This window comes from Sporosarcina sp. FSL K6-3508 (assembly GCF_038615825.1).
Classification (GTDB): domain Bacteria; phylum Bacillota; class Bacilli; order Bacillales_A; family Planococcaceae; genus Sporosarcina; species Sporosarcina newyorkensis.
Map to the genome: position 1 here is coordinate 775433 of NZ_CP152016.1, position 23762 is coordinate 799194.

Sequence of the window (23762 nt, forward strand, 5' to 3'; positions counted from 1 at the left end):
GGGTTTATACTCCACCGACTGTTTACTTCATGTTGGTGGAGTTTTTTTGATTTAAAACGGTAAGATCTTCATTGTTCTTCAATAAGTCAATAAACACTTGCAATGCTTTTGTCTGAAAAGGCGAATTGGTCACAATGGAAAAATTGCGTTTAAAAGGAGTGCCTTTGACAGGTAATGTTTTGAGCTCTCCGTGACGCAGTTCTTTTTGGATGGCCCATTGCGAAAGCAGACTGATGCCGAGTCCAGCTTCTACGGATTCTTTGATTGGCTGGGTACTGCTGAACTGCATGACGCGTGCCGGCCGAAATCCTGATTGTGAGAAGAATATTTCGGCAGCTTCTCGTGTGCCTGACCCTTCCTCGCGCAGCAGCCATAGGTCATTTGATAATTCGCCGATGGATAGTCGCCCCTTTTTCCTGACTAGGGGATGAATAGGAGACGCGACGACGTACATGGCATCTTCTGCAAAGTTCTCGTTTTGTAAAGGTGTAGCTTCCTTGAAGTGACCTTCAATTAGTCCAACGTCCAGTTGGTGACTGATGACTAGCTCTGCAATATCTGCTGTGTTCCCGATTGTCACAGAAGGCTCGATGGAAGGATATTCTGCGACGAGCTTGGACAAGATATGGGGGAGGACGTACTCTCCAAAGGTGTAACTAGCTCCGATGGTTAATGATCCGCTCGCTTTATTGGCTAAATCATCAACTAGATTATGCATTTTGGAGTAGAGGCCGACTATTTCTTTTGCATGATGATAGGCGATTTCACCAGCCCGATTCAGGCGGACATATTTATTTGTGCGCTCGAGTAGCCGGACTCCGATCGACTCCTCGAAGGAGCGGATATATTGGCTGACAGCAGGTTGCGTCATGTGAAGATCTTCAGCCGCTCTAGAAAAATTCTTACGTTCCGCTACGGCAATGAATACTTGCAATTGATGGTCGATGGGTAGCAACTCCTTCTCATATATATAATTACTTATCATGATCATTATAAATAGTTATTTTTCTTATAGCGAGCATTTTCGTATACTGACTATAGGAGGTGTTGTCGACATGACTACTGCAAACGAGACTCAAAAGCAGCAAGCACCACAACAACCGTCAAAGTGGGTTGCCTGGCTAGGTGGAGTGGCATTTACATTTTTTATAGCACTTTTAGGATTTTTATTAGCAAAACTACCTGGTTTTGACCATATTGGCCAGTTAGCATGTGCGATCATCATTGCGGTGGCCTATCGCCAATTCTTTGGCTATCCGGAAGCAATACGTTCAGGGATTGCTTTTTCATCTAAGCGATTGCTGCGTACGGCCATTATTTTATACGGATTGAAATTGAACATTGATACCGTTTTGAGTGACGGCTTAGGTTTATTGGTACGAGATGCCGGTGTAATTATTTTCGCGATTTTTATGATGATCTGGCTTGCGAAAATTTTTAAAGCGGATAAAGATATTTCATTGCTACTTGGTGTTGGGACCGGTGTCTGCGGCGCTGCTGCCATCGCTGCAGTCGCGCCAATTATTAAGGCGAAAGACGAGGACACGGCAATCGGCGTTGGAATCATAGCATTGATGGGGACCATTTTCGCCATCGGCTATACAATACTTCGTCCGATTTTGCCGCTCGACTCCATAGAGTATGGAATGTGGGCAGGGATCAGCCTTCATGAAGTGGCACATGTAGCATTGGCAGGCGCTCCAGCAGGGGAAGATGGCCTTGCGATTGCATTGCTTGCTAAACTGGGGCGAGTGTTCCTATTGGTTCCACTTTGCTTCATCTTCATCTATCTGATGAAACGCAAGAACAAAGGGACAGATGAAGCCGATGCAAAAATTGAATTCCCGTGGTTCTTAGTTGGATTCATCCTACTAAGCATTCTCGGCAGCTACGTATTCGGACATTCAATCCCTGTATCAGATAGCGTGATGGAAGGCGTCTCGGTTCTAACGACCTGGCTGTTGACGGCGGCGATGGTGGGTCTCGGGTTGAATGTCAGCTTGAAAGACTTGCGTGACCGGGCAATGCGTCCACTGGCGGCTATGGCTGTTACTTCAGTTTTGTTATCCGTGATTGTGTATTTTATTGTTTAAAAAATTATATCCATTATGTCAGGCGAGAAGAGAATTCTCTTCAACCTGACTTTTTTGCGTTACCGTAATCTGAAAACATTCTACAAGAATATGATGAATTAGTTGACTTTACTTAGTCCACCCCCTAAACTAATATTATTAGTTTAGGGGGTGGACTATTTTGAAAGAGCAATTACAAGAAGCTGTAGAGCTGTTTGAAGAAGTAATAATCTATGGTACGGAACACGTTGTCAAAAATCTTAACATTCCTATATGGAAAGAATACTCGCCGGAGCAAATCCAAGTATTGAAGATTCTTTCCACCTACGGAAATCTCTCGAGCGGACAGCTGGCAGAAATCCAAGGCGTGCATAAAAGCGCCATTTCTACTCGATTGAAGAAATTGGTGGAGAAAGAACTGGTCAAATCGGAGAAAGATCCGAACGACCAGCGCACGAACCGTATTTCATTGACACTAAAAGGCAATGAAATATTGTCTGCCTCAAATGAAGCAGTCTATGAAAGTATCGAAAGTCTATTCAAAGATCGGATTGACGAACAAGAGCTTGAACAATTCATCGGCACCTTCCGTAAGCTCAAAGATATTTTAGTAATGAAGGGGATGTAATGTGTGAAAACCGTTTTAAAACTTAAATGGCCGATAGCAATCGGTTTAATTATATTGACTGCTGTATTATTCATAGCAGCTCCTGACTTGGCGAAGCAGGCGGAAGATGCCGGATCGTTCCAGTTACTCGACAGCGCTGATTCGCAAAAAGCAGCAAAAATGTTGGAGGCTGCAGGTGAAGCAGAAGAAACGTTGTCACTCGTATATCCGCTAGAGAAAGCAGCAGATGAAGTGAAAAAGAAAGAAATTTCTGCGACAGCGAAAGAAATCAAGGATCTCAGCAAAACGGTAACAGAAGTGCTGGACCCATTTGAAAGTGAAGAGATGGAAGACCAGCTCGTTTCTGAAGATAAGAAAACAGTCTTAGTACCGATTACAGTCGACGGGACACAGGATGAAATTATCACGTTGGCAGATCAAATTAAAACGGAAGTATTGCCGAAAGACCAGACCATCTATATGACTGGTGAAGCCATTATTAATGATGACGTCAATGAAAGTGCGCAAGAAGGACTGAAAAAGACGGAACTGATAACAGTAGTATTGATTTTCGCTTTATTGCTCATCGTTTTCCGTTCAATCGTCACGCCGTTTGTTCCATTGGTGGCTGTCGGTATTACGTATTTATTGAGCCAATCTTTTGTGGCATTTTTCATCGATTGGTTCGGTTTTCCGGTATCCAATTACACTCAAATCTTCTTAGTGGCTATTTTGTTCGGTTTAGGTACGGATTATTGTATTCTGTTGCTGAGTCGCTACAAGGAAGAGTTACTTGCGGGGCATGAAGTGGAAGAAGCGATTGTTAACACGTATAAGACGGCTGGCCGCACATTGTTCATCAGTGCGCTCGCAGTGTTTATTGGTTTTGCGGCAATCGGTTTTGCAGATTTCCCGATCTTTAAATCAGCAGTGGCTGTAGCCGTCGGAATCGCAGTGCTGCTGGTCATTCTCTATACGATCGTACCGTTATTGATGTCGATATTGAAGGATAAATTATTCTGGCCATCTAAAGGTGCAGCGTCTCATAAAGATAGTAAACTGTGGATTGCGTTCAGTAAAGTATCCGTTATGCGTCCGCTCGTATCTATGCTGGTTGTCGCTGTCATTACCATTCCTCTTTTATTGACTTATGATAATGAGTTGTCTTTCAATACAGTAGATGAAATCGACAGCAGCAAAGAATCGGTTAAAGGATTGAATCTAATTTCCGAGGCGCTTGGAGAAGGGGATTCATTGCCGGTGCAAGTATTGCTGAGAAAAGATTCTCCGATCGTCAAGGAAGGCGATGTGACATATCTGGAAGCGATCGCCCGCGACTTAGAAAAAGTAGAAGGCGTCAAAAGCGTTCGTACGGTTACGCGTCCGACAGGCGAGTTGTTGGAAGACTTGTATGTAGATCATCAAATTGCCTTAATGGCAGATGGATTAAATGAAGCAACCGATGGATTGGATGAAATCGGTAAAGGACTTGGCAGTGTACAAGGCGGATTAAATCAAATTGGTGGGCAGTTGCCAGCCGGTTCCGCAGGCGGAGATGGACTACGCCAAGCAGCAAACGGTGTAGAGCAAATTAATGGGCAGCTTATGCAAATTGCCGGCGGATTGCAGCAGGGAATGCCTGCCGCACAAGCAACAGGCGGATTAAATGCCCTTAGTACAGAACTTGAGAAAATCAGTTCGGGAATTGCTGGCGCAGCCTCCCAAGTTGATCAGGGCGGTTCACAAATTGGTGCACTCAGCGGTGGTTTGAAAGAATTGTCCGGCGGTGTGAAGGCCGCTAAAGATGGTTTGGCTGAAGTCAGCAAAGGTTTGAATGAGCTTGCTGAAATGCTGAATGATATGGGCGACACGAAAAGTGTTCGGGATACAGGGTTATTCATTCCATCCGGCACGCTTGAAAACGAAGAGTTCAAGCCGGTTATCGATCGCTATACATTCGATAAGGAAAAGGGAATTTTAATGGAAGTCATTTTGACAGAAAATCCATATTCTCGTGAAGCGATTTCGACAGTGCATGATATCAAGGATACAGTCAAACGCTCTGTAATCGGGACTCCTTTCGAAGATGCGGAGCTTGCGTTTAGCGGGATTTCCAGTATGAACTCAGATTTGGATGATATTTCATCTGCCGACTTCACACGCACGGTAACGATTATGCTAGTCGGTTTGTTCATCGTGCTGTTCATTTTGTTCCGTTCAGCAATTATGCCACTTTATATGATTGGTTCATTGCTGTTAACATATTATACAGCTGTTTCCATTACGGAGCTCATTTTCGTAAATGGTCTTGGGTATGATGGTATCAGTTGGGCAGTTCCGTTCTTCGGTTTCATCATGTTGATTGCGCTGGGGGTGGACTATTCCATCTTCTTGCTGGATCGTTTCCGCGAAGAGAGCATCGGTGGGATGAAAACGAAGGAAGCTCTTATGCATTCGATGGCGAAGATGGGAACAGTCATCATTACGGCGGCTGTTATCTTAGCCGGTACGTTTGGAGCGATGATGCCTTCTGGAGTATTAAGTCTAGTGCAGATCGCGACGATTGTGATTTCGGGATTGCTGTTGTATGGCTTGATCATTCTGCCATTGTTGATTCCGGCAATTACGGTTTCATTCGGTCGCGGAGTATGGTGGCCGTTTAGAGGTTGAATAAAATTGTAAAGAAGAAATCAGGCCGTTCGAGAAGTCGTTTTCACATGACTTTTCGAACGGTTTTTACTATTTTGTCTTAAAAGGTGGTATGACAGAGGAAATGTGCGGTTTGTGATCCGTTTGGTGCGGTGTAAACCGGGATTGGCCCGGTTTGCCATTATTATTGTGCGGTTCAGAAGACTTTTGGTTCGGTTCGACAGTACTATGGTTCGATGTGACGGTATCTTGGTTCGTTCCTCTTTATTTCTTGCCCACTCACGGGAGAAAGAGGGAGCGCAGAAAGATAGTTTCGACTTTCGGTTTAAGGGTAGATAGGAAGAAACTATAGGCAGGAGAGATTCATAGATGAAATTACATACAGGTTCTTTGTTTTGGGAAACTACAGTTGACATAAAAAGCTTTAAAAATGGTGCTAGGAAGGAATTATATGATATTGCAATTATAGGCGGCGGAATGTCGGGCGCGCTTTGTGCCTTTGTTTTAGCGCAAGAAGGCTATTCGCTCGTTATGATTGAACAGAATGAAGTGGGAGGGGGCAGTACTTCAGCCAACACTGGTTTATTGCAATTCTCAAATGATATTATGCTTCATGAATTGATAGAAGAAATCGGGGAAGAGCAAGCAGTAGAGTTTTATCTTTCTTGCAAAAAAGCGTTGCAGCAGCTTCAGGAAGTTGCTGACCATACGTCATTTAATGTCAATTTCCATACACGAAACAGCCTGTATTATGCAAGTACAGAAGAGGATGTTTCAAGATTAAAAAAAGAATATGAGGCATTACAGAAATATGGCTTTCCGGTGGAATATTGGGAGCGGGAAGACATTGAGGCGCGTTTCCCATTTTCGCAGCCTGCTGCAATCGTCACGAAAGGGGACGCAGAAGTAAACCCCCTTCGCTTATGTATCGGGGCAATTCAATACGCCTATGAAAAAGGGATGGATGTTTTTGAATATACAGAAGTTCTGGAGATCGATGATCAAGATGAATATGCAGTAATAAATACATCAGAGGGAGATTTTTATACTCGGACTGTCGTAGTGACAACAGGTTACACACCGGCTCCAGAATTAGACGTTCCTCAGAAAGACCTCAAAATCACATACGCTGTCGCTACGCAGCCAATAGAGGATCTATCGTTTTGGCATGAGCGCATGATGATATGGGAGACAAAACGTCCTTACTTATATATGCGTTTGACGGATGATCAGCGAATCATTGCTGGCGGGCTTGATCAAGATGCCGAGAAGCTGCTAAGTTCAACAGATGCAACTGAAAAAAAGTTCGATGAGTTGAAAAGTGAATTGAAGAAGCTTTTCCCGAATGAAGAAATTCGATCTGAACATGAGTGGGTTGCTGTATTTGGAGAGTCGACTGATGAACTGCCAGTCATTGGCCGTCATCCAAATGAATCGCATGTCTATTATTTAATTGGGCTAGGTGGAAATGGCACAGTTTACAGCATGCTTGGTGCTTATTTGATTCGGGATGAGATAGCTGGAAAAGACAATCCCAATCAATCTATTTTGGAAGTTGAAAGATGAAAAACATCTGGAGAATAATTCATTCTTCAGATGTTTTTTTGAGGATTTTCATGAAATTTTTCCGTTCATTATTTTAGTTTATAAATTTTTTAACTTAATTAAAAAATCTATGTTGATATAATTTTCTAACTATTATATACTAAGATAATGAATTGTCTGATTAATCTACAGGCAGATAATGTTATAGAAAAGAAGACGAGAAAGAAGGGGTTTTATGCTTACATTTTTATCATCAATCGTCTTGCTGATTGTGGGATATCTAGTGTATTCAAAAGTGGTTGAACGAGTTTTCGTTATTGACGATTCGCGAAGAACTCCAGCCTATACCCAAGCAGATGGTATGGATTATGTACCAATGAGCTGGTGGAAGGGCTGGTTGATTCAATTATTGAACATTGCTGGGCTCGGTCCGATTTTCGGAGCGATTGCAGGGGCGTTATATGGTCCTGTGGCATTTATTTGGATTGTGTTCGGCAGTATTTTTGCCGGTGCTGTCCATGATTACTTTTCAGGCATGCTGTCCTTAAAGCATGGAGGCGCACAATTCCCTAAAATAGTTGGAGAATATTTAGGAGATTTTGCACGCCGGTTTATTAATGTCATTTCCGTTGTATTGATGGTATTAGTTGCGGCAGCTTTCACGGCAGGTCCCGCACAGCTAATTTCGTCTATTACACCTTTGTCATTCATGGTTTCACTTATTTTGATATTCGGATACTTTGTTTTAGCTGCAATTTTACCTATTAATAAGATTATTGGACGTTTGTATCCGGTATTCGGGATTGTCTTAATTATTATGGCTGTTGGGATTGGGGTCGCTTTATTATTTGGAACAGAAAAAATCCCGAATTTAACACTGCAGAACTTGCATCCAGGTGATTTACCAATTTGGCCGCTTTTGATGGTAACGATTTCTTGTGGAGCCATCTCGGGCTTCCATTGTACACAGAGCCCGATTGTTTCAAGAACAATGAAAAAGGAATCAGAAGGCCGTAAAGTATTCTACGGAGCGATGATCGCAGAAGGAGTTATTGCGATGGTTTGGGCTGCTGCCGGCATGACGTTCTTTGGCAGTACAGCGGGTTTACAAGAAGCGTTGGCAGCAGGAGGACCTGCGGGGGCAGTCAATGAAATTTCAAGTACATTATTAGGTTCGTTCGGTGGGCTATTGGCTATTTTAGGTGTCATTATTTTACCTATCACTACAGGTGATACAGCACTTCGTTCGGCACGAATGATTTTCACTGAAGCCGTATCCAAGTGGATGGATCCTAATAAAAAGTGGGTCGTTTTAGCGGTTACACTTTTATTGGGCACACCTATGTTTTATTTGTCGATGATTGATTACTCTTTCTTATGGCGCTATGTTGGCGGTACGAATCAACTAGTCGCAGCTGTAATGCTGTGGACCGCTACCTCTTATCTAATGAGGGAAAACAAAGCACATTTGATTGCGGGGATTCCTGCATTGTTCATGACAGCAGTCGTCATAACGTATTGGATGTATGCACCGGAAGGTTTGAGCTTAAGCTATGGAGTTTCCGTGGGGACAGGAATTGTAGTTTCAGCAGTTATTGGTGTATTCTATGCACTAAAGGTCATTCAATCCAAACAGCAACGCGCAGTCGTGAAAATAGGATAAGAGAAAGGCTCTCAGCGACATTTTGCTGAGAGCCTTTTCGTACCATCCGACTTAAAATGTAATAACGCCAAGTGCCATTGTGATAAGGAACAATACGATACTGAAACCCCACATGATTAAGAAAGAGTAACGGATATGCTTACCCATTTCGAGACCCGCTAAGCCAAGTGCCAACCAAAGGGCAGGGGAGAAAGGACTGACGAATGTACCGATGATATTTCCAACGATCAATGCATAGGCAATGGAGATTGAAGGTACACCGAAGCCTGACACAACTTGTTCTACAATCGGCAACAATGCAAAGTAATAGGCATCCGTACTGAGTAATAAATCAAAAGGAACACCAAAGAATCCAATGATAATATGTAAATAAGGCACGATAAATGCCGGAAGAATTTTCACCAAATCTGTTGCAATGGAATCCAGCATATTGGCTCCATTCAATATACCTAAGAATGAACCTGCCGCTAAGATGATAGCTGCCATAAGCAAAGCATTTGGCGCATGGGCTTTAATTCGGTCCATTTGTTCATTCACTGTACGATAATTCAATGGCAATGCCAAACTGAATCCTATCATAAAGATAAAGCCGGCCGGGACTTTACCCCAAACGAGTAAACCGATAACAGTCAGTGCAATGACTACATTAATCCAAAGCAGTTTAGGACGGTGAAGAGAGTTAGCTGTTTTGGTTGATTCATCCTCAACCTCATCGAATATGGACTCACCTTCGTCAGAAGAATCATCTGTAACCTTTCTGACAATTCGACGTTTTTCGCGCATTCCAAGAACAAAGGCGACTGCAACTAATAACACCAAACCAATCACTTGGATTTTAATCAAAGGACGCCATAATTCAGTGACATCAACGCCAAGGACGGCGGCAGCACGCCCAAGGGGACCTCCCCAAGGCACCATATTGACGATACTCGCAGACGTACCAACGAGTAATAATAATAAATATGGGCTCATTCTCAACCGTTTATAAAGAGGTAATAAAGCTGGAATCGTAATCAAAAATGTTGAAGCGCCTGAACCGTCTAGCTGGGCGATCGCAGCAATGACAACAGTCGCCATCGATACGGCAATCACATTTCCTCGAGATACTTTGATCATTGTATTGATAAGTGGATCAAAGACTCCCGCATCTTGCATAACTCCGAAGAACAGAATTGCGAAGATGAACATAATGACGACACTGATGACCGAGTCAATACCACTCCCGAAGAACTCTCCAATTTCTTTAAAGTTGTATCCGGCAAAAAATGCTCCGAAGATTGGTACAATGACCAGACCAACAATCGGTGTGATTCTGCCGCTGATCAGAAGAGCGACAATTATGAAAATAGTTAATAACCCTATGATACTCAACATAGCTTTTCCCTCCAAAGTACAAGTTATGAAAGAAAGGTGTAAGCGGATACAAAATGAGGTATCCGAAAATTCTTTCTTAAAGTTGTTCATAATGTATCATAGGAAAAAGCAGCTAAAAAGCTTATGGAAATAAAACAAATAGAGTTTATTGTATGCATTTTGTTCATTTTGCTCACGAATACAAAAGATTAAATTTTGATGTAGGTTCGTTCAGGTCTTCCAACTTCGCCATATTGCAGCTGGGCTTTTACTTTTCCAGCAGACACCAAGTATTCTAGGTAACGTCTTGCGGTAGACCGGCTGACACCTGCTGCTTCGCTGGTATCGATGGCATTAATGCCTTCTGCCGGGCTGTGTTCTAAGATTACTTCTATTCGTTCCAGCGTTAAACGATCAATTCCTTTTGGTAATCCGTCGGCAGTGATCGACTTGTCCGCACGTAATTCTGATCCAAATTGGAGACGATCCACCTCTTCTTGATTGACTTCTTTTTTGGAGGCTAATAAGACTTTCTGTTTTCGGTAGCGTGTAAATGTCTCATTGAATCGATCAAAATCAACCGGTTTAATCAAAAAGTCGAATACGCCACCTTGTAAAGCAGCTTCTACTGTAACTGTCTCCTTAGCGGCAGTTACCAATATGATAGCGATGGATGGAAAGTCTTTACGTAGACGCCAAAATAGTTCGAGTCCGGGACTATCCGGTATGTAAACATCCAATAGAATCAGATCAGGCAATTGTTCGACCTGCTGTAAATAGTGCAGGGTTTCTGCTGCTGTCCTCAGTTCTGCTGATACATTAAATCCCGAAACTTGTTCAACAAACCGTCGATTAATTTCAGCTACTCGAAAATCATCTTCCACAATCACTACCTGCCATGTCCTAATCATTCGAAACACCTACTTTCAGTTGCTTTTTGGAATTGAAACGATGAAGCAAACGCCTCCTAACTCACTAGGTTCTGTATAAAGTTGACCATTTGCTGCATCAATGGCTTGTTTTGTCAGCGCCAGACCATGACCTCTGCCCACACCTTTTTTTGTAGAAACGCCTCGAGTAAAAATGCTCTCGAGCACAGTGTCTTCAATACCAGGTCCGGCGTCGTCAATTTCAAATAGGATATCCTGTCCAATATCCGTGAAAAAAACAGATATTTCCCGGGAAATTGCCCGTTCATCATAAACCGCGTCAAACGCATTATCCAGCAAATTTCCGACAGCAGTCAACAGTGCTTGTCGGCTACGCTCGGACAAAGCGGTATGCAAGCGGCTGTCTGGTTGAATAGAAATATCAATTTGCAATTCACTTGCTTGGTTTAATTTGCCAACAAGCAGTCCGCTTACATAAGGGTCTTGTATTTCATCAAGTAATGTATCAATCCATTGTTGCTGAATCTTCGTTTCATTTTGAACGAAGTCGAGCACTTCCTCTTTTTTATCGAGTCGCGTAAGTCCCGCAATTGTGTAAAGTTTATTCGAAAATTCGTGTGTCTGGGAGCGCAAGGCATCAACATATTGTTGAATATGGGTTAATTTCTTCGTTAATTCCTCAATCTCTGTTTTATTACGGAACGTTGAAACGGCTCCTAATAATTCATCTTCATAGAATATTGGGACACTATTGACATAGACACTGTGCGCGCCAAAAAGTTTTTCTTGGTCAAATACAGTTTGACCATTCTTTAACACATATGGCAAATCAGAATTTGGAAATATTGCATGAATCGACTGACCAATCCATGAGATTGTTTGCTGGTCATCTCCAGTTAACAGTTTCAATGCGGCAGAGTTGATCATCGTTATTTGTCCTTCTGCATTAGTAGCTACGATGCCTTCATGAATGGAGTGGAGAATGGTTTCTTTTTGAAATAATAAATAGGAGATTTCTTCGGGTTCTAATCCAAACAATGCTCTCTTGATATAACTTGCAATTACAATAGAACCTAAAATCGCTGCTGCTGTAATTCCTAGAAGGACGAACCAGATTTCTTTACTGTAATCCCAAATCACAGACTCGATGGAATCCACCAAAAATCCTACCGACACGACACCGACAATTTCTTCATTAGAATATATAGGCACCTTTGCTCGTAATGAATTTCCTAATGAGCCGGCAGATTTTGAAATATATGATTCACCGAACATAAGAGCTCGTTCATTGTCCTCACCGACCATTTTTTTACCGAGGCGGTCGGGGTTTGGATGCGCATAACGAATTTCTTGGCGATTACCGACAACGATAAATTTTGCATCCGTTTGCTCCTGTATCTGTTGCACGATAGGCTGAATTATAGCAGAAGGGTCGTCTGAATGAAATGCGGCACGAATTTCAGGGATCAGCGATACACTGGTGGCAACGCTAAGAGCTCTTTCCCCAATCTGAGCTTCCGTTGTATCCGTTATAAAGAAACTCATAAATCCACCAATCAGCAAAATAATCGTAACGACGAGTGTACCGATCAGAACAATCATTTTCATATGTAAATTGACGAAAGGTTTCGATTGAAAATGATGGCTGGTTAAATCTTCTTTTCGAAAGCGAATCATGTGCAGACCTCCCATAGAAAAGGATGATGCATTTAGCATACCATGTGGTGAGTATGTTAAGGATGGAAAAATACGAAATATAGCCAGCCATTAATGGAGTGTCAGAGCCAATGTTATTAAAAAAGCCCATTCGCAATGGAATGGGCTTTTACTAGATTTATCGGTGAGAGGCTCTCAATACAGAACAAAGGAGCTCTCGTTGACTAGTTATTATGCTTCAAGCTCAGGCTCAGCTTCTTCTTCATCCAAGCCTAATTCTTTCAAGTATTCCTCCATTGTAATTGCATTTTTGATTACATCGGCAGGAATTTTAATTTCTTCGACGTTATTATGGTTGCTGTATGCACCTGAAATAAGTTGAGTGATTGAGATTGTTTCGTCTTCAATGCCCATCGTCATTTTCGTAACGCCTGACATTTCAAGTGGGAACAATGTCTTCTTATCGATAGTGGAAACAACAAGGAATTCTTCAATATTGATATCTAAAGCATCCAAGATACTTTCCAAATCGTCAGCAATTTCTTCGTCTGTTACTTCCTCTTCAGTTGTTTCTTCTTCGATTACTGCATCTTCAGAATCCGTAGCTTTAGCGTCAACTGACACACCTTCTACTTTTTGAATTACACTCTCAGTAGTTTCGTCAGGAAGTAAACCAGGCAGAAGCGCCATTACTTCATCCAGAATTTCACGGAATTGCTCATTCGTTATCGTTTGTGTCATAACATACTGGTCTTCATATTCGTAAATATGAATGCCGTCGATGAACTTTTTAGTTAGTTCGAGCTGTGCAAGTGGGTCCATTTGTTGAACGGATGAATCGATTAATGCATCTGTTAATTCGTCATCCATTTTAATCCACTTATCTACCATGCTATCGTATTGGAAGAAACCATCTTTCGTCAAATACGCTTCTGATGATTGATCGAGGTTCTCGCCATCCATATTCATTTGCATCTTCGTAGAAGTATAAAGTGCAAGAGGATCTTGGATCACATCCATTTTCATGTCCATGATCATGTCGATTTCTTCTTCCTCAGGATTGGATGTTTTCATTTTCTGATCGATTTTCATCGTTGCAGAATAACTATTCAAATCAACGTCGAGCATCTTTTCAAGAAAACCTTCAACATCCTTCACACGATTTGTTGTTACTTGTACAGATTTTTTGTCATCTGAAACGGATACTTCAAAGCCTTCCAATGTAGATAGGAACGAATCTGAAATATAATTTCCTCCATTATTTAGTGTAAGGGGAAATACAGTATCTGCTTTCTTTCCATCGACCAAAATCTTTCCAGCACTAGCATTAAAGTCTACTGTCAATTGAGAATTTGTTGCCGTTACCACGCCTTTGTCTTTTGAGACAGAGTAACCAGCCTCTTTAAAAAGATTTTCAACTGGGATCAGCACTTCACCATGAGATAAAAACGGTTGCTCGTAGCCCGCAACTTCCACGCCATCGACTACCAGCTTCATTGAGTCGTTACCTGCTGCTTGTACATTACTGTTTGGAACTGCAAAAGCCAACAGTAATACGAAAGCAAATAACCAAGAACCTAACTTCTTCACTACATAAAACCCCCATTTCTTATTTTGGAAAAACTCACCTGTTTTGTGTACAGGTATACTAGATTGTACGGACAACTTTATAAAAGGTTTCAAAGGAATGATAGTTTAATATATTTAGTGCGAAATGACTTAGTTATTGGAAAAAATTAAGTATAACTGTTCTCCTTAATACCTTTCTACTATATAATTAATATTCTGTTAAAATAAAGCGTATCCCGCGATTAGGTGAGAGGAAGATTTCTGAATGAATCGAATATCACTTCGTATGAAAATGTTTATCTTTTCATTTATTCTTGTGTTTTTCTCTGTCATGACGAGTGGAGCAATTATGATCCATAATATTTCTGGCGCTTTTGAAAAAGAACTCGGAGCAAGAGCTATTGCGATTGCCCGAACGGTAGCTCAGCTGCCAGATATTAAGACGCATGTTGGTGAAACGAACGGTGCTTCCTCCATTCAGCCAATTGCTGAGAGAGTTCGATTGGCAACAGATGTAGATTATATTGTTGTATTTGATATGGAAAGGATCCGCTATTCACATCCCTCAGAAAGTAAAATAGGTACAGTATTTGAGGGCGGGGATGAGCAGGCTTCACTTTCGGAACACGAATATATATCAAAAGCTCAAGGTGTTATGGGGTTTGCAATTCGAGCCTTCGTACCGATTATGAATGATGAAGGCGTCAAACAAATTGGTGTTGTTTCAGTTGGCATTCTATCACCGACATTTCAAAGCTTATTAAATGATTACAAGACCGATATTTTATTTTCATTGATGAGTGGTCTGCTCATCGGCCTGATCGGTTCGTTGTTTATTGCTAACCATCTAAAGAAACAAACCTTTAATATGGAGCCTTATGAAATTGCACGTCTGGTCGAGGAGCGTTCCAGCATGATGCAGTCGATGGATATCGGAATTTTGGCTACGGATGAGAAGGAACGAATTGTCTTTATGAACCGGTTAGCCCAGCAGTATACAGGTTTGGAGAACGAAATCATCACAGTAGCAGACGCGTTTCCTGATACATGGGTAACAGAGGAAGTGTTGAAAAATGAAGCAGAAATGACGCATAGACCCTTACTTCTAAACGGCACGATGCTGTTAGTCCGTATCTTTCCTATAAACGTAAATGATCAACGTGTAGGTTCCCTTTTAATGATGACTAATCAGAAAGAGGCGCATACACTTGCGGAAGAACTAACAGGTATCAAGTCTCTAGTCGATTCACTGCGTTCGCAAAACCATGAATATATGAATAAGTTACATAGTATTGCAGGTCTGATACAGCTCAATCGTTCAAAAGAGGCACTTACTATGATTGTAGATGAAATTTCCGATGAACAAGAAGTGATGCAGTTTCTGAAAGAACGAATTTCTGATTATTCAATTTTAGGTATTTTAATAGGGAAGCGATCACGTGCTAGGGAATTGGGTGTTCTTTTTACTATTGACGATGAGTCTTATTTATCTGAAGTGATGACGGGGTTTTCAAGTGGCGATCTAGTTACAATTTTAGGGAATTTAATTGATAATGCTATGGAAGCTTGCTTACTGGAGCAAGAGAAAGAGATTGTGCTGTTGATTGAAGGTAATAGAGATTATTTATTTATCGAAATACAGGATAGTGGATGCGGGTTACCTGAAGAGGAAAATAAAATATTTGATTACGGATTCAGCATGAAGAGGAAAGAGGGAAGAGGAATTGGATTGGCTTTAATAAAGCAGATTTTGGACTCCAATAAAGGCAGTATTACGGCGTATTCTCCGCCAGAATCAGGGACAATCATTACATTGAAAGCAGGTGAAAGAAAATATGGATAAGTTAACGGTCTACATAATAGAAGATGATCCTATGGTGTTAGAAGTGAATAAAGGCTTTTTGCAAAGGTTGGATGGCTTCAAGTTGGTAGGTGAAGCCGCGGAAGGTAAACCGGCAATTGGAGACATACATAAACTTCAGCCTGATCTTATTTTACTTGATATGTACTTACCAGACATGTCAGGGCTTGAGTTACTAAGGGAACTTCGGTTGGAGAATATATCGAGTGACGTGATTATGATAACGGCTGCCCGTGATGCGGTTACCATTCGTGAAGCATTGCGGTTCGGGGCAGTGGATTACTTAGTGAAGCCCTTTCGTTTTGAACGCTTTCAAGAAGCGCTTCAAAAATTCAGTAAAAACTATTGGAAATTCAATACGATTGATAAATTAAAACAGGAAGATATCGATCTTTGGATAGGAAGTGCTGAAAAAATAAGTGCACTTCCAAAAGGGTTAAATGAATTTACCTTGGAGCAGATTTTTGTCGGTCTCAAGAATGAAGAACATCCGTTGACTGCCGAACAGTTAGCTCAAAAAGTTGGAATGGCAAGGGTAACCGTCCGTAAATATTTAGAATTTTTGTCGGTTAATGGGAAGGTCCATATTGAATTGCAGTACGGGAATATAGGTCGTCCAACTCGCTATTATTCAATAAAATAGAAGTTTCATGTGTTTAGGGAAAATACCATAAAGACCAAAACGTCCATTAACTTCATAATATTGTGTTTTCTTGAACATTATTTAAAATATAAAATATCAGACTACTGATGATTCAGGAGGGAGCATGAAGAAGTTCTATGTATGTCCTGAAGAAGCACTTTTGTTTTTTCGTAAGTTTTGTCGGATTACTGTTTTTGTTGGCAGGTTGTCAAAAAACTTCCTATCCAGTTGATTATGAACAATTAAGTGCAGAAGAACGATTGGTTATCCGTTTTTCACATGTTGTAGGAGAAGATACTCCAAAAGGATTGGCAGCCAGAAAATTTGCCAAATTAATGAAAGAGCGGAGCAATGGATATATCGAAGTACAAATATTCCCGAATAGTATCTTATATAAAGATGGCGAGGAAATGGAAGCGCTTTCTAATAATGATATACAAATGATTGCACCTGCTACATCTAAGGTTACGTCAACCGTACCGGAGTGGTCTGTTGTTGACTTGCCATTTGCCTTTGATAGCTATGAAGAAGTACATGCATATATGCAAGGGAAGGTCGGTCGGCAGTTAATAGGGAAATTCGAAAAGCAAGGTCTCGTGATGTTGGGAATGTGGGATAACGGTTTTAAGCAATTGACGAATCGTGAGTATCCTATCAACATGCCTGCAGATATAAAGGGGCTTAACATGCGGATTATGCCAAGTGACATATTAGAGCAGCAATTTGAGCTCTTCGGTGCCTCCGCTATGAAATTGGATTTCAATAATGTGTTCCAGTCATTGGATAATGGATTAATTGATGCTCAGGAGAATACTTTGTCCAATATTGTGAGCAAAAGCTTACATTTAAAGCAAGGCTATATGACGGTTAGTAATCATGGGTATTTAGGGTATGTGCTGTTGATGAATAAAGAGTTTTGGGATGGGTTACCTGAAAATGTTCAGTTCTTAATCCAAGATACGTTGTCTGAGGTGAGCGAATGGCAACGAGAAATTGCACACCAACTAAATGAAAAAGACCTCTCTGAATTGGAGAAATGCGATTGTATTCAAATTCACAATTTATCGGAAGATGAGAGACAACAATGGGAAGAAGCTTTCAGTCCGGTTTACGATTTTTATCGGGGGCGGTTTGGGGCTAAATATATAAATTCACTTCCAAAAATAAAAGGGGGAAATAAAGAATGAAAAAAATTCTTTTAGTTGCAGTGATCAGTATGTTTGCTATCGTGGCGGCTGCTTGTTCATCTGACAAAGAGTCATCTTCTTCAGGCGACGGCGAAAAAGCGTCATCTTCGGATAAGCCAATCATCATCAAGTTTTCGCATGTAACGGCAATTGATAGTGTAAAGGGGAAAGCTGCTGACCGTTTTGCGGAACTAGTTGCAGAAAAAACAGATGGAAAAGCGAAGGTAGAAGTATACCCGTCTTCTCAATTATATGGAGATGCAGATGAATTAGATGCATTGGTATCAGGAAATGTTCATATGATTGCACCATCCGTTACAAAAATGGTGAAGTTGGATCCACGCTGGCAGTATGTAGATATGCCCTTCTTGTTTGAAGATCAAGATCATGCGCGCAAATTCTTTGAGAGTGATGTAGCACAAACAATCTTGAATAGTGATCAATTAGCAAATAACGACATTATGGGATTGGAATTCTGGGAGAATGGGTTCAAACATTTTTCAGATAATAAACATCCTTTGAAAACTCCAGAAGACTTCAAAGGTCTGAAATTCCGTGCGCAAGCAGGTAAAGTCCTTGAATCTCAGTTCAATGCTTTGAACGCGGGAAGTGCAACGATTTCATTTGGTGAAACCTATGCAGCCCTGCAACAAGGCACTGTAGATGGACAAGAAAATACATTCAATAACTTTGATACTCAAAAGTACCAAGAAGTACAAAAGTATTTGACAACAAGTGAACATGGTCGTCTAGACTATGCGATTTTTGTTAACAAATCATTCTGGGAAGGTATGCCAGAAGATATTCGTACGCAAGTTGAGGAAGCTTTGAAAGAAGCAACGGAACTTGAGTGGCAGTTGGCTGCTGATGAGAATGAAGCAAGTTTTGAAAACATCAAGAACTCCGGAAAAGTCGAAGTTACTGAGTTGACTGCGGAAGAGCGCCAAAAGTTCGTTGATGCTTTACAGCCGGTATACGATGAGTTTTCTGATGATATTACACCTGAACTGCTTGAAGGGATCCGTAGCTTGAAATAAGAAGAATTGTCATCTAAGTGGGAAAGCGGAGATCATAGTACCTGTTTATACAGGGATTTGGATGCCGATCTGATTACCGGATCGGCATTTCTTTGTTTATAGGTTGGCATAGGGCATGACTTGTCGTCTTTCGAATGATTAGCAGTAGGTTGGAAAGACGACAAGTCACGCACTTGCAATGTATCTGAATTCAGCAGAAGGGGTGCGAACTATTGAAAACATTACAAAAGATTTGGAGAGCAGTTGAGGAAATCTCAGCAGGAGTATTTTTCTTTGGTGGAATTACACTCATATTCTATGGCGTCGTCATGCGCTATGGCTTCAACTCTCCTAAAGCATGGGTTGAGGAAGTAGTAAGATACGTTATTATTTGGGGTGTGTTCTTAGGTTTTTCTATTGCATTACGACATAATCAGCATATTCAAGTAGATCTTCTCTATGATAAAATGCCCGGTAAAATGAAAAAGTTTGTTGATTTATTTGCTACGATCATCAGTATTTTATTCTGTCTGGCGTATACGTATTATGGCTATTTATTAGTAGAAGCACGTTATCATTCTGGCATGGTATCACTGGATGTCGGAATTCCAATGTGGATTGTCTACTTAATCTTGCCTATTTCCGGTGTATTATTTTCATTGCGTTTTATTGAAAGACTGGTTCAATTGGTACGCGGAAAGGATGTAAAATATGACAATCCTCTTACTTAGTATTTTCTTTATTTTACTTCTGTTGCGAGTTCCGATTGCCATCAGTCTTGCTTTATCGACTATGGTTGTGTTGTGGCAGATCGACTTTAATATGACGATGGTACCGCAACGGATATTTACGGCTCTTGATTCCTTTCCGATGATGGCGATTCCAGGATTCGTCCTAGCGGGCGTTCTGTTGGCCCGTGGCGGAATTTCGAAGTATCTAATCGAGGCTTTGAAATCATGGGTTGGCCATTTACCGGGTGGTCTTTCGGTTGTTACGATTTTAGCTTGTATGATTTTCGCGGCAATCTCGGGTTCTAGTCCGGCTACAGCAGCGGCAATCGGTTCGATCATGATTCCTGCAATGGTGAATGCAGGGTATGATAAGAAGTATTCTATGGGTCTGGTAGCAGCTGGTGGTACGTTGGGGATTTTGATTCCTCCAAGTATTCCATTGATTATTTATGGTATTACAGCAGAAGTCTCGATAGGAAAGTTATTTATGGCCGGTGTCATTCCGGGAGTCCTATTAGGAGGAGTCCTTATTGCTTCAGCTATTTTTTATGCAAAGAAAAATGGCTATAAAAGTGAGCGGAAAGCTACTTGGGATGAGAGAAGAAAGAGTTCATTAAAAGCAATTTGGGGAGCATTTCTCCCATTCTTGATTTTGGGTAGTATTTACAGCGGAGTAGTTACACCGACAGAATCTGCTGTTATTGCGGTGTTTTATGGAATCATTGTATCAGCGTTTATTTATCGCGAACTTCATTTTCGGGATATTCGTCCGATCATTATTGAGTCCATCAACATTACTGCGATGATCTTCTTGATTATCGGCGCTGCAAGTTTGTTCGGATTGTATTTAACCAATGCACAAATTCCTCATGAAATCGGGGCGTGGATTTCGGAAAGTAATGTGAATAAGTGGGTATTTATCCTGCTTGTGAATTTATTACTGTTTGTGTTGGGAATGTTCTTAGAAGCAGTTTCCATCATTCTGATTACACTACCAATTCTATTGCCTATGCTCGTTCATTTTGATATTAATTTATTACACTTCGCGATCATTATGACAATCAACATGGAGTTGGGTATGATTACCCCGCCAGTTGGTTTGAACTTATTCGTAGTGAGCGGAATATCGAAAGAAAAACTTGGAGATGTTGTAAGAGGAGTTATTCCTTTTATCTTCTTGATGATTCTAGTGTTGGCGATCGTAGTTTTCTTCCCTCAATTGTCATTATGGTTAACAGAAAAGATGGATTAACAGAAGGTCTTCCAGTATTTTTGCTGGAAGGCTTTTTATTTATTTAAAAGTTTATTCATACAGGCAAGTAGGGAAGAGTGATGGTAAGAGGAGGGGGGAAGGTGGAGATTTATACAATTGGTCATTCTACGCATACAAAAGAAGAATTCTTAAAATTGCTTGATGATGCGAATATCGAAAGGTTGATTGATATAAGGGCATTTCCAGGCAGTCGAAAGTTTCCTCATTTTCATGAGGATCTAATGAAAGAATGGCTCCCTGCAAACGACATTGCATATGAACACTGTGGAAAACTTGGTGGGCGACGGAGGAAATCGAAGACGATTGATCCAGAAATAAATGATGCGTGGGACAATCAGTCCTTTCATAATTATGCGGATTACACATTAACTGCAGATTTTAAAGAAGGCGTTGATCGATTGATGGAAAAGGCTTTAAAGCAGAGGATTGCGATATGTTGCTCTGAACGCCATCCCGCACGATGCCATCGTCTGTTAATCAGTAATTGGCTGGCGCTGCACGGATGGGAAGTAAAACATATTATAGACGGTCCAAAAGAGAAAACGCTTATTGAAGATCATGTTATCGGAAAATGGGGACCACATCATATAGTGCTAGAAAGTAATGGCACGGTTATTTATCCTCCAGGGCCAAAAGAAAAAAACTAGCTTGCCCTTACAATGTTGAAAGGGCGAGCTAGTTACTCGTAGAGGGTCTTTTCATGTGATCCATCAGCAAGGAAAATGGATAAAACTCCATCATGTTCATTCACATATTTCTTGGCTTTCTCTAGTAGATCTGTTTTCGTAGAATCTTTAAAGATGACATGGTCGCTGTCGGTCTTTTTTAGAATCCATTCGTCTTGCCTAGGTTTCACTTCGTAGTGTGGACGTCCTTCACTTTTTCCTTCTACATATTCATGAGCTTGGGCGGTAGCTATTGAGATGGCGCGGCCTTCTTCGTAGTTCTCTCTTAATAAGGCGTTGGCAATTTCAATCGCTTTTTCTCGGACATCTGGATCTAAGTTCTTCATTGAAGCAGGATAATCATTTTTACTCCATGGCATGAACCGTCACCTCCTGCTTCATAAATTCCCGCTTGGTAATGAAAATAAACGTAAGAAGTCATGAAGTTTTAGACGGCTCTAGTATTTACTGAAAATCTTTTGTTTGTCATTTGCCGGCTGCTCTGTCAGGGGGAAAGTGCTGTCGGAAAAGAGGATGGTTCGGTAAGATGGTGTATTGGTTCATCCCGACGAAGCATTGAAGTGTTTCTTTACTGTCCGAAGTTTGATACAGAAATAAAAGCCTGTCCTGAAAGAAATTACTGACTTTCAAGACAGGCTTTTTGGCATTTATTTTTATTCCAGGACTAAATCCAACTCTTTCATATATCGGTAAACAGGTACTTCATCTTTTACATTTACAGGGATAAAGTTGAATGTCACATAGCTATCGACAGATTCAGGTTCTAGCGAAAGAGCGACCAGATTGGCGGTAGGTTGTGCCATACTGATGACGTAGCTGCCAGCAGGGAAGAATACTCTTTTCTTGGAAAGTTGGGCTTCGATATTTGCTCGCATATGTCCTTCGTAATAGCTTGTGTCTACCTTTTTATCTGTGACTATATAACTCTCCACTTCTAACTCTTGAGCATTCTTTGTTTTCTTAACAGTAGCTCCTTGAATTTTCAGCTTGTCCGCAATATGGTGATATGCTGGCGGTAAAATATAAGCGGTAGGGCGAACGCGTTCTAATGTAGCGATACCATTCGTTGCGCTGTTATAGCCAACCGGTATTTCTTTTACCGTTCCTGTTGCAACATCAACGACTTCGAGAGTTTGGTTTTTCACTTCTGTACGATCACTTCTCAAAATAAGTGTGTCTTTTTCCGACACTGTTTTTCCTTTTTCAACTATTTCATCGCGAGCATCTTGCACCATTTTCTTAACAGACTCTGCATTTTCTGCAGTTGTTCTCAAAATACTTGAGTGTGTTTCGACTTGTGATGCGACTCGGCGGACAAAGTTCTCTTTACCAATCCCGATCCCGCGGCTTTCTACTAAGAAGGAGAAGCTTGGCTGCAATCCATTTGCGTTTCTACCGATTCTTGCTTCTGCGCCGCCTTCATCCAATGTCACATGACCATCTTTGGAGCTGTTAGTAAAATATTCTCTACTCGAATAGCCAGTACGCTCGAGTGCCTGAAAAACATTTTTTCCGAATAAATCATCTGATTGCTTTCGGATTTGTTCTGGAATATTTAAGTTCTTTCCGGATAGCAATAAGATATCATGATACTTGATGGAGCCTTGCTCGCCAAATTGCTTGAAGGTTGAATCGCTCAATCCGTATTCATGTGCATCGACTACTACTTCAGGTTGGAATTGATTCATGCCTTTATGAACTGCTTGGGTTTCAGGAAGCTCTAATTTTACGTGATCTCGGTTCGCATCTAAAGGAAGTGCCGTTTGACGCTGGAAGTATTGTGCGCCATCTGGATTGATACGTGGATAAATGACGACGTTGATCTTATCCAAAACTTCTTTTCCTAGGTTTCCATTTGCCAACTCATTAGCCATGACCAGCATGGATTCTCCACCGGCAGGCTCGTTACCATGGACATGTCCTTGTAGCCAAACTGTAGGCTTTGATTTAAATTCTGCTGAATCTTTTCCGCTTGTTGTAGTGAAAATGAGCATAGGCAATTCAACACCTTCAAGAGAGTGCCCGGCATTCTCCATACTGGCTGAAGGGTTATTATCCACGATATCTTGCAGGTAACGCATCATGTCGGGATTCGTAGTCATCCATTTATCCTTTTTCAAGCCTGGCGTTACAAGCTCCATTTCTGGTTCTTTGTATAACTCTAATACTTTGAGAGATTGTTCATAATGAGTGCCGGGAGAATAAGACATATGTGAAGAGTTTGTTTGGCCGGCAGCTGGAGGTAAGGAGTGTTCTGCAGTTGCAGCTGAAGAATAAGTGGGCGCAGCGACAATTGTTGCTAAAATAGCAGGTATAACTAGTTTTCTTTTTAACATAGAATTCCCCCTAGAATAATGTTTT

The 23762-nt window shown here is 41.2% G+C and carries 19 protein-coding genes; 12 read left to right on the top strand and 7 right to left on the bottom strand.

What is annotated here, in order from left to right; genetic code table 11:
* Window positions 1-22 precede the first annotated feature (22 nt).
* Window positions 23-946, bottom strand: coding sequence for a LysR family transcriptional regulator (locus tag MKX97_RS03600; protein ID WP_342537477.1), 924 nt, complete (start codon window positions 944-946; stop codon window positions 23-25).
* 109 nt (window positions 947-1055) lie between these two features.
* Between MKX97_RS03600 and MKX97_RS03605 the strand changes: the two genes are divergently transcribed.
* The 5 genes from MKX97_RS03605 to MKX97_RS03625 all read left to right on the top strand — a co-directional run bounded on the left by MKX97_RS03605 (window position 1056) and on the right by MKX97_RS03625 (window position 8536).
* A complete protein-coding gene (locus tag MKX97_RS03605; RefSeq protein ID WP_040758394.1) occupies window positions 1056-2093 on the top strand; it encodes a putative sulfate exporter family transporter in 1038 nt (345 codons plus the stop codon).
* A gap of 160 nt (window positions 2094-2253) precedes the next feature.
* Window positions 2254-2700: a MarR family transcriptional regulator gene (locus tag MKX97_RS03610; protein ID WP_340758333.1), complete on the top strand. Its 447-nt coding sequence runs from the start codon at window positions 2254-2256 to the stop codon at window positions 2698-2700.
* A gap of 3 nt (window positions 2701-2703) precedes the next feature.
* Window positions 2704-5349, top strand: coding sequence for an MMPL family transporter (locus MKX97_RS03615; protein WP_009765953.1), 2646 nt, complete (start codon window positions 2704-2706; stop codon window positions 5347-5349).
* Between the two features lie 348 nt (window positions 5350-5697).
* Complete coding sequence (locus tag MKX97_RS03620; protein ID WP_342536982.1) at window positions 5698-6894, top strand: FAD-dependent oxidoreductase; 1197 nt, start codon at window positions 5698-5700, stop codon at window positions 6892-6894.
* Between the two features lie 214 nt (window positions 6895-7108).
* A complete protein-coding gene (locus MKX97_RS03625; protein WP_221835410.1) occupies window positions 7109-8536 on the top strand; it encodes a carbon starvation CstA family protein in 1428 nt (475 codons plus the stop codon).
* Window positions 8537-8587: 51 nt separating this feature from the next.
* Here the strand turns inward: MKX97_RS03625 and MKX97_RS03630 are convergent, their stop codons facing one another.
* The 4 genes from MKX97_RS03630 to MKX97_RS03645 all read right to left on the bottom strand — a co-directional run bounded on the left by MKX97_RS03630 (window position 8588) and on the right by MKX97_RS03645 (window position 14025).
* On the bottom strand, window positions 8588-9910 hold the full coding sequence (locus MKX97_RS03630; RefSeq protein ID WP_245799464.1) for a citrate:proton symporter: 1323 nt from the start codon (window positions 9908-9910) through the stop codon (window positions 8588-8590).
* Between the two features lie 188 nt (window positions 9911-10098).
* Entirely contained in the window at window positions 10099-10800 is a 702-nt protein-coding gene (locus tag MKX97_RS03635) for a response regulator (RefSeq protein WP_009765949.1), read from the bottom strand.
* A gap of 15 nt (window positions 10801-10815) precedes the next feature.
* On the bottom strand, window positions 10816-12456 hold the full coding sequence (locus MKX97_RS03640; RefSeq protein WP_342536984.1) for a sensor histidine kinase: 1641 nt from the start codon (window positions 12454-12456) through the stop codon (window positions 10816-10818).
* A 210-nt stretch (window positions 12457-12666) separates the two neighbouring features.
* Complete coding sequence (locus MKX97_RS03645) at window positions 12667-14025, bottom strand: DUF6612 family protein (protein ID WP_342536986.1); 1359 nt, start codon at window positions 14023-14025, stop codon at window positions 12667-12669.
* Window positions 14026-14269: 244 nt separating this feature from the next.
* Here MKX97_RS03645 and MKX97_RS03650 point away from each other — a divergent pair, with 244 nt between their 5' ends.
* From MKX97_RS03650 to MKX97_RS03680, 7 genes are all read left to right on the top strand, one after another.
* Window positions 14270-15847, top strand: coding sequence for a sensor histidine kinase (locus MKX97_RS03650; protein WP_342536987.1), 1578 nt, complete (start codon window positions 14270-14272; stop codon window positions 15845-15847).
* Complete coding sequence (locus MKX97_RS03655; protein ID WP_342536988.1) at window positions 15840-16508, top strand: response regulator; 669 nt, start codon at window positions 15840-15842, stop codon at window positions 16506-16508. Before MKX97_RS03650 ends, MKX97_RS03655 begins: the two co-directional genes overlap by 8 nt.
* 137 nt (window positions 16509-16645) lie before the next feature.
* Entirely contained in the window at window positions 16646-17695 is a 1050-nt protein-coding gene (locus tag MKX97_RS03660) for a DctP family TRAP transporter solute-binding subunit (RefSeq protein ID WP_342536989.1), read from the top strand.
* Window positions 17692-18732 (top strand): DctP family TRAP transporter solute-binding subunit, encoded by a 1041-nt coding sequence (locus MKX97_RS03665; protein WP_342536990.1) that lies wholly within the window; start codon window positions 17692-17694, stop codon window positions 18730-18732. Before MKX97_RS03660 ends, MKX97_RS03665 begins: the two co-directional genes overlap by 4 nt.
* A gap of 212 nt (window positions 18733-18944) precedes the next feature.
* Entirely contained in the window at window positions 18945-19442 is a 498-nt protein-coding gene (locus MKX97_RS03670) for a TRAP transporter small permease (RefSeq protein WP_342536991.1), read from the top strand.
* On the top strand, window positions 19423-20694 hold the full coding sequence (locus MKX97_RS03675) for a TRAP transporter large permease subunit (RefSeq protein WP_078817198.1): 1272 nt from the start codon (window positions 19423-19425) through the stop codon (window positions 20692-20694). Before MKX97_RS03670 ends, MKX97_RS03675 begins: the two co-directional genes overlap by 20 nt.
* A gap of 101 nt (window positions 20695-20795) precedes the next feature.
* On the top strand, window positions 20796-21362 hold the full coding sequence (locus MKX97_RS03680; RefSeq protein ID WP_342536992.1) for a DUF488 domain-containing protein: 567 nt from the start codon (window positions 20796-20798) through the stop codon (window positions 21360-21362).
* A gap of 32 nt (window positions 21363-21394) precedes the next feature.
* Here the strand turns inward: MKX97_RS03680 and MKX97_RS03685 are convergent, their stop codons facing one another.
* Window positions 21395-21760 (bottom strand): hypothetical protein, encoded by a 366-nt coding sequence (locus tag MKX97_RS03685; RefSeq protein ID WP_078817200.1) that lies wholly within the window; start codon window positions 21758-21760, stop codon window positions 21395-21397.
* A 294-nt stretch (window positions 21761-22054) separates the two neighbouring features.
* On the bottom strand, window positions 22055-23737 hold the full coding sequence (locus tag MKX97_RS03690) for a M14 family metallocarboxypeptidase (protein WP_342536993.1): 1683 nt from the start codon (window positions 23735-23737) through the stop codon (window positions 22055-22057).
* Between the last annotated feature and the right edge of the window lie 25 nt (window positions 23738-23762).